The organism is Micromonospora sp. NPDC049107 (assembly GCF_040648595.1).
GTDB lineage: Bacteria > Actinomycetota > Actinomycetes > Mycobacteriales > Micromonosporaceae > Micromonospora.
Genome location: NZ_JBEZEC010000005.1, coordinates 244,567 through 258,345, shown reverse-complemented (window position 1 = coordinate 258,345; position 13,779 = coordinate 244,567). Strand labels below are relative to the sequence as shown.

Sequence of the window (13,779 nt, the reverse complement as noted above, 5' to 3'; positions counted from 1 at the left end):
CTGCCGCCGGAGCGCATGGACGGACGGCTGCGCTGTCGAGGAGGGTCCACAACCCGGGCCTCGCCACCGCGTCATGTCGTTCACGTGCCGGCCCCGACGCTACCCGAAAGTGCCAGCCATTACTAGCCGAAAGTATGAGTGGGTCAAGGTAGGGCGAGGTCAGGCGCACATTGGCAGTTCGCTTCCGGGCTTCTAGGGTGGTCAGGACACGGGGGAGGTGGAGCGTGGTCGACGCTGGCGACGCGGCGCGTTGGCTACAGCTCAACGCACCCCGGGGTGGCCCCGACGAGCTGTCGCTCCTCGTCGCTCGGGTGGCCCCGGCGATCGGCGCCACCGAGATCGTGATCTACCTGGCGGACTACACCCAGTCGTGCCTCGTGCCCATGCCGGACGCCGGTCCGACCCGGGACGAGCTGACGATCGAGACGACCCTGGCCGGACGGGCGTTCACGACCCTCGACGTGCAGCGAGCCGCGGACAGTCCGGACCGACTCTGGGTGCCTCTGCTGCTCGGCTGCGAGCGGCTGGGTGTCCTGGAGGTCGTGTCGCCGGCCGCCGGTGACCCGGCGTTGGACGGGCCCGCCTGGGAGTTGGCGGTCAACGTCTCCCAGGTCCTGGTGAACCGCCGGCTCTACGGCGATGTCGTCGAGCGGATGCGACGTCGCCTCCCGATGCAGGTCGCTGCCGAGATCGTGTGGGGGCTGCTGCCGCCGCTGACCTTTGCCACCGACGAACTGGTGATCACCGCGATCCTCGAACCGTGCTACGACGTCGGCGGGGACATCTTCGACTACGCGCTCAACGGCGACGTGCTCAGCGTCGGACTCTTCGACACCTGCGGGCACGGCATCAAGGCGAGCACCCTGGCCTCGCTGGTGGTCAGCGCGTACCGCAACGCTCGCCGGTCCGGCCTCGACCTCGTCGACACGGCGATCAGTATCGACCGGTGGGTGCGCTCCGAGCACCCCAGCTACTTCGCGACCGCGCTGCTCGCCGAGCTGGACCGGCGGACCGGTCGGCTCAAAATGATCAACGCGGGCCACCCCGGCGCCATGCTGCTGCGCGCCGGCAAGGCCATCCGGGAGCTGCCGGGGCCGACCGCGCTGCCGCTCGGCCTGGGTCACCTGACGGCGGCCAGACCCGAGGTGTACGAGGAGGAGCTGCACCCGGGCGACCGCATCCTCGCCTACACCGACGGCATCACTGATGCGCGCAGCGCCGACGGGGAGCGGTTCGGGCTGGACCGGCTCGTCGACTTCGTCAACCGTGCCCTCAATGACCGGCTGCCCAGCCCGGAGACGATGCGCCGCCTGGTGCGTGCCGTCCTCGCGTACCAGGACGAGCAGCTCGACGACGACGCCACCGCCCTGATCCTGGAGTGGCAACCGCCGCACGTGCCGCTGGGGCACCTGCGTCACGTCACCGTGCCCCACCCCTGACCGCCGAGTGGGATTTTGCACTCCCAGTGCACTTGTCTGGGGTTCGGAGGCTGTCTAGCGTCACACCATGGCTGACTCGTGGACCTTCGCCGTGGCCCGTGACGATCTCTCCCGGACCACGCTCACCGACGACGACGTGCCCGAGTTGCCCGATGGTGCGGCGCTGCTGCGCGTCGACCGCGTCGGCCTCACCGCCAACAACGTGACCTACGCGGTGCTGGGCGAGGCGATGCGCTACTGGGAGTTCTTCCCGCCCGGCCCGCGCGGGCTCGACGCGCAGTGGGGGCTCGTCCCGCTGTGGGGATTCGCCGAGGTGGTCGCGTCGACGGTCGCCGACGTCGAGGTGGGCCAACGGGTCTACGGCTATCTACCGTCCGCCGCCCACCTGGTGGTCCGGCCGGACCGGGTGGACGCGTCCGGGTTCCGCGACGCGAGCCCGCACCGCGCCGAGCTGCCCTCGCCGTACAACGCGTACCGGGCGACCAACGGCGACCCGGCCTACCAGGCCGAGCAGGAGGATCTGCTGATCCTGTTCCGGCCGCTCTTCTTCACCTCCTTCATGCTGGCCGACCAGGTCGTCGACAACGACTTCTACGGCGCGCGGTCGCTGGTGCTGTCGTCGGCGTCGAGCAAGACGGCGTACGCCGCCGCGTGCGAACTGCACGGCCGCGGCGCGCGCCTGATCGGGCTCACCTCGCCCGGCAACGTCGCGTTCACGCGGTCACTGGGCTGCTACGACGACGTCGTCCCGTACGACGCGATCGACACCCTCGACGTGGTCGACACCGCGTACCTCGACCTGTCCGGCGGGCCCGCGACCCGGGCCGCGCTCCGCGAACACCTCGGCGACCGGCTCGTCCGGGACATCGCCGTCGGGCTCACCACCCAGACGCCCAACGCCGACGCCGCCGGAGAGGTCTTCTTCGCGCCCGTGCAGATGCGCAAGCGCGGTAGGGACTGGGGGCGCGACGGCCTCGACGCGCGGTTCACCGACGCCTGGCAGCGGTTCGTCCCGAAGGTGAGCGGATGGCTCGACGTGCGGGTCGGCCACGGTCCGGAGGCGCTGCGGGACGCCTGGCTCGACGTCCTCGCCGGTCGTACGCCCCCACGGGTGGGCCACGTCATCCAGCTCTAGCCGCGTTACGGCACGATGGCGTCGACGTAGCCGCCGTCGACCCGGACCGCAGCGCCCGTCGTCGCCGAGGCGAGCGGAGAGGCGAGGTACGTGACCATGTTGGCGATCTCCTCCGGCTCGATGAGCCGCTGGAGCAGCGACTGCGGCCGGTGCAGCCGCATGAACTCCCGCTGGGCCTCATCCCACGGGAGGCTGTCGCCCACCAGATCGGCGACGAGGTCCTCCACGCCGCCGGTGTGGGTCGGCCCGGCGAGCACCGAGTTGACGGTCACGCCGGTGCCGGCCGCGGCCTTCGCGAACCCGCGCGAGACGCCGAGCAGGGCGGTCTTCGAGACGCCGTAGTGGATCATTTCGGCGGGGATGACGACGGCCGAGTCACTGGCGATGTACTGCACCCGTCCCCAACCGCGGTCCATCATCGCCGGCAGGTAGGCGCGGGTCAGCCGGACACCGGCCAGCACGTTCACCTCGAAGTAGCGACGCCACTCGTCGTCCGAGATCTCCAACGGCTCGGTCGGTCCGAAGATGCCGAGGTTGTTGACCAGGATGTCGACGCTGGGCAGCAGGTCGAGCGTACGAGCCGCACCCTCGTCGGTCGACACGTCCGCGTCCACCTCGACGACCTCCGCGCCGGGGACCTCGTCGCGTAGCGCCTTCGCCGCGCGCCGCACGCTGGCGGCGGTACGGCCGTTCACGGCCACCCGCGCCCCCGCCCGGGCGAGCCCGACCGTGATGGCCGCGCCGATGCCCTGGGTCGAGCCGGTGACCAGCGCGGTCCTACCGGCGAGATCGATCTGAACCGTCATGTCCCGTCCCCGTCCTTGCGCACCGCACCCGCTTACCGCAGCCTCGACCGTAACGGTGTCGGCCGGACCCGGCAGGGTGAGTCGGACAGCTCACGCCCGACGGCCGCGGCCGGTGTCCGGTCCGAGCAGAAAACCGTAATCTGACCTGCCACCGCTCGTCTCCGATCAGGAGGCGGTCAGCGCGCACAGGCGCTGTTCGGACCGAGCGCACAAGGAGTGGAACCCATGTCGTCAGCCGGTCGGGCAGTTGCCGATCCCGGGTTGGTCGTCGCGGCGCGACAGGGCGACCGGCGCGCTCTCGACGACCTCGTGGCGGCCTCGCTTCCGCTGGTCTACAACATCGTCGGGCGCGCGCTGCGCGGTCACGCCGACGTCGACGACGTCGTCCAGGAGACTCTGGTACGGGTGATCCGGCACCTGCCCACCCTCAACGACCCGGAGGCGTACCGGTCCTGGCTGGTGGCGATCACCATCCGGCAGGTACGCGACTGGGACCAGCGCCGACGCCTCGCCCTCAACCGGGACGCCGGGCTGGACGCGATCCACAACGTGCCCGACCCCGCCTCCGACTTCGCCGGGATGACGATCCTCCGGCTCGGCCTCACCGACCAGCGACGTGAGGTCGCCGAGGCCACCCGGTGGCTCGATCCGGACGACCAGGAACTGCTGTCGCTGTGGTGGTTGGAGGAGACCGGCGAGCTGACGCGTACCGAGATCGCCGAGGCGGCGAATCTGTCGCCGGGGCACGTCGCGGTCCGCATCCACCGGATGAAGGAGCAGATCCAGAGCGCTCGCGGGGTCGTCCGCGCGCTGCACGAACGACCCGGGTGCCCGGACCTGCACGCCGTGACGGCCGAGTGGGACGGCAACCCGAGCCCGCTGTGGCGCAAGCGGTTGGGCCGACACGTCCGGGACTGTGCGTTCTGCGGTCACCTGGGCGCCGCCTTCCTGCCGATCGACCGGCTGCTCGCGGGGATGTCGCTGCTGCCGCTGCCGGCCGGCCTCAGCGCCCACCTCCCGCAGGCGACCGCGCCCATGGCCGTCGCACCGACCGTCGGGCCGTCGTCGAACGTCGCCGGCCTGGCGGCGCACGCGCCAAGTGGCCTGCTGCCGTCCCTCGCGGCTTCGGTGGCGGTGGCGGTCACCGCGGTCACCGCGTTGGTGGTGCTCCTGCCGGCTGATCCGGCCGCCGCGCCGCAGGCCACGCCCTCCTGGGCGGCGGCGCCGCCCGCCTCGCCCACCGTCGTCGCCTCGCCGAGCAAGGCGCCGTCACCGAGCGTCCGTCCGTCGCCCTCGAAGGCGCCGGTCGTGCCGGCGGTCAGCTCCGCGCGCAAGGGCGTGGGGGTGTGGAACTTCGCGGGCGCGAGTCAGGCGTTGGCCAACTCGAAGGCCGGTTGGTACTACACCTGGGGCACCCAGCATCCCGGCATCACCACTCCCAAGGGCGCGGCGTTCGTTCCCATGATCCGCAGCGCGGAGAACGTCAACGCCGGAGAGCTGGCCCGGGCCCGGGCGGCCGGGCCCTACCTGCTCGGCTTCAACGAGCCGGACCTGCCCGAGCAGGCCAACATGACCGTCGACCAGGCACTGGACCTGTGGCCGCAACTGATGGCGACCGGCAGCAAACTGAGCAGTCCGGCGGTCGCCTGGGGCGGGGCGGATCCGCAGGGTTGGCTGGGCAGGTTCATGGCCGGCGCCGACGCCCGGGGCCACCGCGTCGACTTCATCGCCCTGCACTGGTACGGGGGCGACTTCACGACGGCCGCGGCCGTGGACCAGCTCCGGCAGTACCTGCAAGCCGTCTACCAGCGGTACAAGAAGCCGATCTGGCTGACCGAGTTCGCGCTGATCCGGTACGACGGCGGGCGTCAGGTGTTCCCCAGTCAGGAGCAGCAGGCCGCCTTCCTCACCGCGGCGACCAGCATGCTCGGCCAGCTCTCCTACGTGCAGCGGTACGCCTGGTTCGGCCTGCCCGCGACCGACAAGGACAAGTCCGGGTTGTTCAGCGACGGTTCCAAGGCGACGGCTGTCGGCCGCGCGTTCCAGGCCGCGCGCTGATGACCGGTTCCGCGCTCAAGACCCCCGCCTGGCGGATCGCCGGCGTCGCCGTGACCCTGGCCGCGACGACGTTGGCCGTCGGCCTGACCTGGAACGCGAGCCGCCCGGACCAACCCGCCGCGCCCGCGTCGTCAGCTCCCGCGCCGGCCGCGTCGGTGCTGCTCAACGGCACCGACGACGCCTTCATCCAACTGCTGCTCCCGATGGACGAGGGTGTCCTCGCGCTGATCGACCACCTCGACACCCGTCCGTCGGCGACCGACCCCGCGTTGCGCGCCATCCTCGGTGACATCCGGACGGCGCACCGGGCCGAGGCGTCGGAGCTGCGGCGTCTGCTGGCCGCCGGCAACGTCCCCGAACAGAACATCCACGAGGGGCACCAGATGCCCGGCATGGTGACGGACGACCGCCTCACCGAGCTACGCGCCGCCCCCGACGCCGAGGTGCCGTCCCGGGCCGTGGGTCTGCTCCGGGCGCATCTTGAGCAGACGGTGGTGCTGTGCCGGGGCGAGCAGAACGCCGGGGGCAGCCCGGAGGTGCGGGCGCTCGCCGGCCGGATCCAGACGACGCGGGCCGCCGAGCTGAGCGCTCTGGCGGGTCGTCCCGGCTCGACCGGCGATGGGGACCACTGACCTGTACGACACCGTCGGCGGTCCGGCGCGGGTGTCGCGGGCTGCCCATCGTGCCGCGACGACCGGGTACGCGGACAGCGTCCGGCGAGGTCGTACCGGTGGGGCAGGGTCACCCCGCCGGGGTGCCGCGACCACACCGACGGCGGGTTGGCGCGGTGGGCACCGCCGTGCCACGGGTCACGCCACCCTGGTCCGGGCGAGCGCGCTGGTGGGCCTGGGGTGGCTGCTCGCGATTCTCGCCGCGCCGCACGTCACCCTCTCCCCGGGCGGGCGGATGCTCGCCCTCTTCTGCCACCTGACCTGCCTGGTGGTGGGCTTCGGCGCGGTGTTGACGGTGGACTGGTTCAGCCTGCGCTGGCTGTTGCGTCGCGAACCGCTCGACGCCGTGCTGAACGCGGCACGGGCGGCTCACCCGCTCATCTGGCTGGGCCTCGTCGGTCTGCTGGTCAGCGGCGCGGCGTTGGGACCGGACACGTCCTCCGCGCTGGTGTGGGTCAAGCTGGTCGCGGTGCTCGTGGTCGGCCTCAACGGCCTCTTCCTCGGCCGGGTACGGGATCGACTCGTCGCGGTCCAGGACGGCCCGCGCTGGTCCGCTCTGCTGCCCGGCGTCGCCGCCGCCCTCACCTTCCAGCTCGGCTGGTGGGCCGCGACGCTGATCGGCTTCCTCAGCGCGAATCGCTGATCCGGTGGTCAGCCGGCCGGGTGGTCGGCCTCGAAGCGGGACCGGGTGAGGAACGCGAGCTGGGCGCGCTTGTCCGGCATGTCGATCTCGGCGTCGAAGGTGAACCCCTCGATCTCCAGGCGGCGCAGCGCGAGGTGGTTGCGGACGTCCGGCTCGACGACGATCCGCCGCGCGGCCGGGTCGCGGAACAGGAACCGCGCCAGGGCCGGACCGACCGCGTCGGTGAGACCACGGGCGAGGTGCCGGGCCGGGCTGAGCAGCAGGTGCATCCCGATGTCGCCGGGCTGTACGGCGTACCGCTCGCCGACCGGGTCCGCCTCGGGCTGATAGGTCTGGAACAGGCCGACCGGCTCCCCGTCGACGCGGATCAGGTACGCGTGGTGCGTGGGCAGGCCGTCGACGAAGGTGTAGATCTCGCGGACCTGGTCGAGGGTGTGTGTCCCCATGCCCCAGAACGAGTTTCGGGGCAGCGTGACCCAGCGGTGCAGGAGTGCCGCGTCCCGGTCGGGCGCCACGGGTGTCAGCGTGAACTCGCCGAGGCCGGTGATCTTCTCCTGGTATGTCATGTCGTGCTCCTTTGCTGCTGCGGGCTGGGGTGGCGCGAGGGGGACGCGCGTTCCGCCTGCGGCGAAGGTAGGTTAGCCTGCCCTAACGAAGGCTCGCCTTACCTGGAGGGGTGCGTGAAGCGGAACTGGGAAGCCCTGGTCCTCAAGGCCATGGGAGGCCGGGACTTTCAGTTGACGGTGCGGGCCACCGAGTCGGTGGACGGGCACTACCAGCGGCTGCTCCTGGACGACGGCGGCCTGCTGGCGGCGTGCGGCGTCCACCCCACGATGTGGGTCCGACTGTGGTTCGACAACGACGGGCGGGCGCACCAGCGGGCGTACACGCTCGTCGACCCCGACCCGGCCACCGGCCGGTTCAGCCTCGAATTCGCCATCCACGATGGCTGCGCCGCCCGCTGGGCGACCTCGGCGCGGGTGGGCGACACCATCGTCGCCACCGTGCAGGGCAGTGCCTTCGCACTGCCCGACCCCGCGCCGGAGCACCTCTACCTCGTCGGCGACGCGGCCTCCCTGCCGGCGGTCAACAGCCTGCTCGACGCCGGCGCCGACATCCCGGCGACGATCTGGCTCGAGTACGCCCACGAGGGCGAGAAGGCCCTCGCGCCGCGCGCCCGGGCGCACCACGACGTGACCTGGGTGCCCCGGGACGCCGACGGCCAGCACCTCGTCGACACCGTCCGCTCCGATCTGCCGGCCAACGACGCGGCCCACTACTGGGTCGCCTGCGAGGCGGCCACCACCCGGGGCATCACCCGGCACATCCGCCGGACGCTGGGCGTGGACAAGGACCGGCTGACCTCGCTCGGCTACTGGAGAGCCCCGTGAGAGGCCGGCTCGGCACCCTCACCGCGCTGTACGTCACGCAGTACCTCGGCATCGGCTTCATCACCGTCGGACTGACCGCCATCCTGCGCGACGGCGGCACCTCGCTGGACACCCTCGCGCTGCTCCAGGTCGTCGGCGTGATCTGGCCCGTCAAGTTCCTCTGGGCGCCGATCCTCGACCGGTACGGCTCCCGTCGGCACGGCCACTACCGATCCTGGCTGCTCGTCCTCCAGAGCGCCCTGGTGTTGGCCCTGCTGGCCCTGCTGCCGTTTCCCCGTCCGGCCGACGCGCTCGGTCCGGTCATCGCGATCTGCGCCGCGTACGTCTTCTTCTCCGCCACCCAGGACATCGCCGTGGACGCCGTCGCCGTGCGGATGCTCCACGAGGCGGACCGGGGGACCGGCAACGGCATCCAGGTGGCGGCGAGCTACCTCGGCAACCTGCTCGGCGGCGGCGCCTGCGTACTGGTCTACGACCGGTTCGGCTGGGTGCCGGCGGTCGGCCTGCTGGCCGCGATGACCGCGGTCGGGCTGCTGGTGGTGTGGCGGTTCGCCGAGCCGGCCCGTACCGATCGGGTCGACCGCGTCGGTACCGCCTACCGGGCGCTGCTGTCGGTGTTCGGCCAGCCCGGCTGCCGGCGGTGGACCTTCGGCGTCGTGCCACTGGTCTACGTCGGCGCGGGCATGGCGTACGCGCTGGTCACGCCCGCCCTGGTGGACGCGGGATGGTCGTTGGGCCGGATCGGGGTGGTGACCGGTGTGGTGACCAGCGCGCCGGCCATCGTGGCCGGGCTGGTCGCCGGGGTCGGCGTCGGCCGGTTCGGTCGCGGCACCATGCTCGTGGCCGGCGGGGTGGCCCTCGTGGTGTCGACGACGATGCTGCTGCCGTTGCTGAACGGCCGTGCCCCGCTGGGCGGGACCGTCATCGCCCTCTGCTGCTTCATGGTGGCCTACACGATCGCCAACGTCGTGCTCTACACGGTCAACATGGACTATTCGCGGCCGGGAACCGGTGGCACCGATTTCACCGTCCTGTCGTCGTTCGGCCTGGTGTGCTCGTTCGTCGCCTCCTCGCTGGGCCTGGCGGCCGCGGACCGGGTCGGCTACCCGCCGGTGGCGGTCGCCGCCGTCGTGCTGGTGGCCGCCGGGGTCGCCCTCGGTCTGGCGCACCAGCGTCGGTTCCCGCGCACACCCCACGCCGCCTCCGAACCGGCTACCGAGCGCAGGTCGACCGGCGTACGGGCGGCGGTGTGACGCTCACCCAGCCGGTCACCGCTCCCACGGCGTCGGCCCGACCACCACACCGCTGGCTCGTCCTGGCCGTGCTCTGCGTCGCCCAGCTCGTCGTGGTGCTGGACAACACGGTGCTGACCGTGGCGGTGCCGGTGCTCACCAGCGAGCTGGGCGCCAGCACCGCCGACGCGCAGTGGATGATCAACGCGTACGCCCTGGCCCTGTCGGGGCTGCTGCTCACGGCCGGCGCGGCCGCGGACCGGTACGGCCGACGCCGGATGCTGCTCGCCGGGCTCGTCCTGTTCGGACTCGGCTCACTGGCGGCGGGCCTCGCGAGCAGCAGCGGTCAGTTGATCGCCGCACGGGCGGGGATGGGCGTCGGCGGGGCGCTGCTGGTCACGTCGACGCTCGCGGTGGCGATGCAGGTCTTCGACGGGCCCGAACGCTCCCGCGCCATCGGCATCTGGGCCGCCACCAGCGCGTTCGGCTTCGCGGTCGGGCCGCCGATCGGTGGCACCATCCTGGCCCACCTGCCGTGGGGTGCCATCTTCCTGCTGAACGTCCCCATCGTGCTGGTCTGCCTGCTCGTCGGGCGGGCGCTCGTTCCCGAGTCCCGTGGCACGACCGGGGGCCGGCTCGACGGGTGGGGCGCGACGCTCTCCACCGCGGGGCTGACCGCGGTCGTCTTCGCGATCATCGCCGGGCCGGAGCGGGGTTGGGCCTCGACCGAGGTGGTCGGTACGGCGGGTGCCGGCGTACTCCTGCTCGGCTGGTTCGTCCGCTGGGAGCGGCGGATCGCCCACCCCATGCTGGACCTGCACTTCTTCCGGAACCGGCAGTTCGTCGGCGCGGTGTCCGGGGTCGTCCTGGTCACCTTCGGGGCGACCGGCGCGCTGTTCCTGCTGACCCAGCACCTCCAGTTCGTCCGTGGCTATCCGGCCTGGGAGGCGGGCCTGCGCATGGCCCCCTTCGCGCTGTCCATCGTGCTGCTCAACGTCAGCGGGGTGGCGGCCGCCGTGATCCGTCGTCTCGGGCTGGCCGCCGCCATCGCCGTCGGCATGACCCTGCTCGCGGCCGGCCTCGCGGCGGTGACCCTCCGGTCGGACGACGGGTACGGGGTGCTGCTCGCTGGCCTGCTCGTCATGGGCGTCGGCTGCGCGCTGGCCAACCCGGCGATCGTGGAGGCGGTGATGAGCGCGATCCCGGCCGAGAAGGCCGGCGCCGGCGCCGGAGTGGACGGGACCATGACCGAGGTCGGCAGCAGCCTCGGCATCGCCGTACTCGGCGCGGTCCTGAACGCTCGGTTCGCGGCGCTGCTGCCCGCCGCGCTGGCCGGCGCGGACTCGTTCCCGGCGGCGCTCGCCGCCGCGGGGGAGGGACCGCAGCGGGCGGCCGTGACCACCGCCTTCGCCTCCGCGCTGGAGACCGGGCAACTGGTCGGCGCGGCCGCGGTGCTGGCCGGTGGTCTGCTCGCCGCCGCACTGCTGCGCCGCGCGGACACCGCCCGGACGTCGGCGGCCGGCGGCTAGGCCGGCGGCTCGACCGCCTCGGCGAGCACCTCCAGCACGTGCCGGTACGGCTGTCCGGTGGCCCGACTCATGCCCATCTCGCAGGTGCGGTTGCAGGAGGCGTACGCGTCGTGCGGGCGCTCGTTGACCTCGGCGGCCTGGGCCGCGGTCGCGCCGGCGGTGACCTCGGGGTGCAGCAGTCCCCGGTCACCCGCGAAGGCGCAGCAGCCCCAACTGTCCGGCACGGTCACCGTGTCGGCGACGGCCCGAGCCACCGTGTGCAGGTCGTCGACGCCGTCGAGGTGCACTGTGGAGCAGGTGGGGTGCAGCGCGAGCGAACCGAGTCGCCGGGCCTCGGGCAGCGCCGGCAGCAGGTGCCGCGCGGTGAAGGTGACGCTGTCGACGAAGCGCAGCCCGGCGTACCGCGCCCGGTCTTCCTCGGCGAGCGCGGCGGTCAACTGGGCGAGACCGTGGGTGCAGGACGACGCGTCGCACACGACGGGCAGCCGGCCGTGGTCGCTGGCGGCCCAGAGCACGGCCAGGGTGCGCTCGGCCATCTCGCGGTGCCCGGCCGGGTAGCCCTTGGACTGCCAGGGCGTCCCGCAGCACAGACCCGCCGTGCCGGCCGGTACGACCACCGGCACCCCGGCCAGGTCACACAGGCGCAGGAACGCCGCCGCCGAGCCGCCGGACGGACCGTCCTGGGCCGCGAAGACGCTGCCGATGCAGGCCGCGAAGAACACCGCCTGGGCGTCCGGCGCGCTGCGCGGCGTCGGACGGGACGCGCCGGCCCGGGGGATGTCGTCGCTCCACTGTGGTACGAGTTCGGTGCCACCGAGGGACCGGATCACCCCGGTAGCGGCGCGGACCACCGGCGTCGGGGTGACGTGCGCGGCGTTCAGCCCGACCCGGACACCGGTCACGGCGGCCTTCCAGTGCCGCGCCACACCGGCTGCGGTGCGCTGCGCGCGCGGGCTGTGCCGCTCGGCGCGCAGCCGCTTCATCGCGGCTCCGGTGTCGATGCCGACCGGGCAGGCGGTGACGCAGAGGCTGTCGGCGGCGCAGGTGTCCACCGCCGCGTACGCGTAGTCGTCGGTCAACTCCCGGCGGCGCTCCTCGTCACCGGCGGCGGTGGCGAGGGCGATCTGCCGTTGCAGCACGATGCGCTGCCGGGGCGTGGTGGTGACGTCGGCGGTGGGGCAGACCGGCTCGCAGTAGCCGCACTCCACGCAGGCGTCCAACTCCTCGTCGACCGTCGGGACGGCTTTGAGCTGCCGCAGGTGCACGCTCGGGTCGTCGTTGAGCAGCACGCCCGGGTTGAGCAGGCCGCTCGGGTCGCACAGCCGCTTCAGTTCGCGCATGACGTCGTACAGCTCGTCGCCGTACTGCCGGCGGACGAAGGGCGCCATGGCCCGGCCGGTGCCGTGTTCGGCCTTGAGGGTGCCGCCCTCGGCGAGCACGAGGTCGACCATGTCGTCGGTGAACCGCGCGTAGCGGTCGATCTCGGCCGGCGTGTCGAAGGACTGGGTGAGCATGAAGTGCAGGTTGCCGTCGCGCGCGTGTCCGAAGATCACCGCGTCGGCGTACCCGTGCCGCTCGAACAGGTCGATCAGGCCGTCGCAGGTGCCGGTCAGGCGGGGCATCGGCACCGCGATGTCCTCCAGCAGGGCCGTGGTGCCGGGTGGTCGGGCCCCGGCGACCGCCGTGTAGAGGCCCTTGCGCAGGTGCCAGAGCTTGGCCCGCTCGCGCGGGTCACGGGTCAGCTCGGTGCCGGTGACGGCCGGCAGCCGGTCGAGCACTCGCCGGGCGTCGGCGAGCGTCGCGGCCAGGTGCTCCGCGCTGTCCTCGGCGAACTCCACCAGCAGCGCCGCGTGACCGGTGACGGTCATCCCGCGCAGGGTCGCGCTCGCGCCGGGGTCGCGCTGGCTGACCCGCAGCGCGGCCGCGTCCAGCAGCTCGGCGGTACGCGCGCCGGCGGCGAGCAGGGCGGGCAGCGCGTCGGTGGCGTCGGTGAGACCGGGCAGGATGAGCAGCCCGGTGGCGGCATGGGGGTGGATCTCGACGGTGCGGAAGACGGCCTCGGCCACGAAGCCGAGGGTGCCCTCGCTGCCGATCATCAGGTGGGCGAGCATGTCGACCGGGCTGCTGTGGTCGAGCAGCGAGTTCAGTCCGTACCCCATGGTGTTCTTCATCGCGAACAGCCGCTCGACGGTGGCCCGCGAGCCGGGGTCGGACCGCACCCGGTCGCGCAGCCGCAGCAGCCCGGCGTGCAGCTCGGGTTCGGCGGCCCGCAGCCGCTCGTCGGCGTCGCGGGCGGCGGAGTCGACGACCGTGCCGGACGGCAGCACGAAACGTAGCGACTCCATCGTGCGGTACGCGTTGTCGGTGGTACCGCAGGTCATCCCGCTGGAGTTGTTGGCCACCATGCCGCCCACCGTGCAGGCGGCCTCGCTGGCCGGGTCCGGGCCGAGCCGCCGGCCGTAGCGGGCCAGCCGGGCGTTGGCCTGCCGGATCGTCAGCCCTGGCTGGAGCCGGATGCGCCGCCCGTCGTCGAGGACCTCCGCGTCGCGCCAGTCGGTGCGCACGTCGACCAGGACCCCCGCGCCGCCGGCCTGCCCGGCGAGGCTGGTGCCGCCGCCGCGCAGGGTCAGCGGCACCCCGGCCTCGCGGGCGCCGGCCATCAGCGCGCCCACCTCGGCCGCCGAGGCGGCGCGGACCACCGCCTGCGGCTCGAACAGGTACGGCGAGGCGTCGTGCGCCGCCGCGAGCCGCCGGGGCAGCTCGGCGCTGGCCCGGCTCGGGTCGTCGAGGCGGGAGCGCAGCAGGTCGGCGACCTCGCGGGCGCGGACGCCGGCGGCGGTCGGCGCGGGTACGACGGTGCTCATGGGCGGATCCT

The 13,779-nt window shown here is 73.0% G+C and carries 11 protein-coding genes; 8 read left to right on the top strand and 3 right to left on the bottom strand.

Annotated elements, in window-relative coordinates; genetic code table 11:
• Nucleotides 1–224 precede the first annotated feature (224 nt).
• Nucleotides 225–1,439, top strand: coding sequence for a PP2C family protein-serine/threonine phosphatase (locus tag AB0B55_RS14900; protein ID WP_357171946.1), 1,215 nt, complete (start codon nucleotides 225–227; stop codon nucleotides 1,437–1,439).
• Nucleotides 1,440–1,506: 67 nt separating this feature from the next.
• Complete coding sequence (locus tag AB0B55_RS14895; protein ID WP_357171945.1) at nucleotides 1,507–2,574, top strand: DUF2855 family protein; 1,068 nt, start codon at nucleotides 1,507–1,509, stop codon at nucleotides 2,572–2,574.
• A 5-nt stretch (nucleotides 2,575–2,579) separates the two neighbouring features.
• Here the strand turns inward: AB0B55_RS14895 and AB0B55_RS14890 are convergent, their stop codons facing one another.
• On the bottom strand, nucleotides 2,580–3,380 hold the full coding sequence (locus AB0B55_RS14890) for an SDR family oxidoreductase (RefSeq protein ID WP_357171944.1): 801 nt from the start codon (nucleotides 3,378–3,380) through the stop codon (nucleotides 2,580–2,582).
• A gap of 225 nt (nucleotides 3,381–3,605) precedes the next feature.
• Between AB0B55_RS14890 and AB0B55_RS14885 the strand changes: the two genes are divergently transcribed.
• The 3 genes from AB0B55_RS14885 to AB0B55_RS14875 are packed head-to-tail and all read left to right on the top strand — an operon-like array spanning nucleotide 3,606 to nucleotide 6,752.
• Entirely contained in the window at nucleotides 3,606–5,438 is a 1,833-nt protein-coding gene (locus tag AB0B55_RS14885) for a sigma-70 family RNA polymerase sigma factor (protein WP_357171943.1), read from the top strand.
• On the top strand, nucleotides 5,438–6,070 hold the full coding sequence (locus tag AB0B55_RS14880) for a DUF305 domain-containing protein (RefSeq protein WP_357171942.1): 633 nt from the start codon (nucleotides 5,438–5,440) through the stop codon (nucleotides 6,068–6,070). The genes AB0B55_RS14885 and AB0B55_RS14880 overlap by 1 nt, the downstream gene beginning before the upstream one ends.
• Nucleotides 6,057–6,752: a hypothetical protein gene (locus AB0B55_RS14875; RefSeq protein ID WP_357171941.1), complete on the top strand. Its 696-nt coding sequence runs from the start codon at nucleotides 6,057–6,059 to the stop codon at nucleotides 6,750–6,752. The genes AB0B55_RS14880 and AB0B55_RS14875 overlap by 14 nt, the downstream gene beginning before the upstream one ends.
• Nucleotides 6,753–6,760: 8 nt before the next feature.
• Here AB0B55_RS14875 and AB0B55_RS14870 read toward each other — a convergent pair whose 3' ends face one another.
• Complete coding sequence (locus tag AB0B55_RS14870) at nucleotides 6,761–7,318, bottom strand: GNAT family N-acetyltransferase (RefSeq protein WP_357171940.1); 558 nt, start codon at nucleotides 7,316–7,318, stop codon at nucleotides 6,761–6,763.
• Nucleotides 7,319–7,432: 114 nt separating this feature from the next.
• Here AB0B55_RS14870 and AB0B55_RS14865 point away from each other — a divergent pair, with 114 nt between their 5' ends.
• From AB0B55_RS14865 to AB0B55_RS14855, 3 genes are read left to right on the top strand one after another with little or no spacing between them, the layout of a single operon-like run.
• A complete protein-coding gene (locus AB0B55_RS14865; RefSeq protein ID WP_357124183.1) occupies nucleotides 7,433–8,143 on the top strand; it encodes a siderophore-interacting protein in 711 nt (236 codons plus the stop codon).
• Nucleotides 8,140–9,396 carry an MFS transporter gene (locus tag AB0B55_RS14860; protein WP_357171939.1) on the top strand — a complete coding sequence of 419 codons (1,257 nt, stop codon included), beginning with the start codon at nucleotides 8,140–8,142 and terminating at the stop codon, nucleotides 9,394–9,396. The genes AB0B55_RS14865 and AB0B55_RS14860 overlap by 4 nt, the downstream gene beginning before the upstream one ends.
• A complete protein-coding gene (locus AB0B55_RS14855; protein WP_357171938.1) occupies nucleotides 9,393–10,904 on the top strand; it encodes an MFS transporter in 1,512 nt (503 codons plus the stop codon). The genes AB0B55_RS14860 and AB0B55_RS14855 overlap by 4 nt, the downstream gene beginning before the upstream one ends.
• On the opposite strand, the gene AB0B55_RS14850 is transcribed toward AB0B55_RS14855, so the two are convergent.
• On the bottom strand, nucleotides 10,901–13,768 hold the full coding sequence (locus AB0B55_RS14850) for an FAD-binding and (Fe-S)-binding domain-containing protein (protein WP_357171937.1): 2,868 nt from the start codon (nucleotides 13,766–13,768) through the stop codon (nucleotides 10,901–10,903). The two genes, AB0B55_RS14855 and AB0B55_RS14850, sit on opposite strands and share 4 nt — an antisense overlap.
• Nucleotides 13,769–13,779 lie beyond the last annotated feature (11 nt).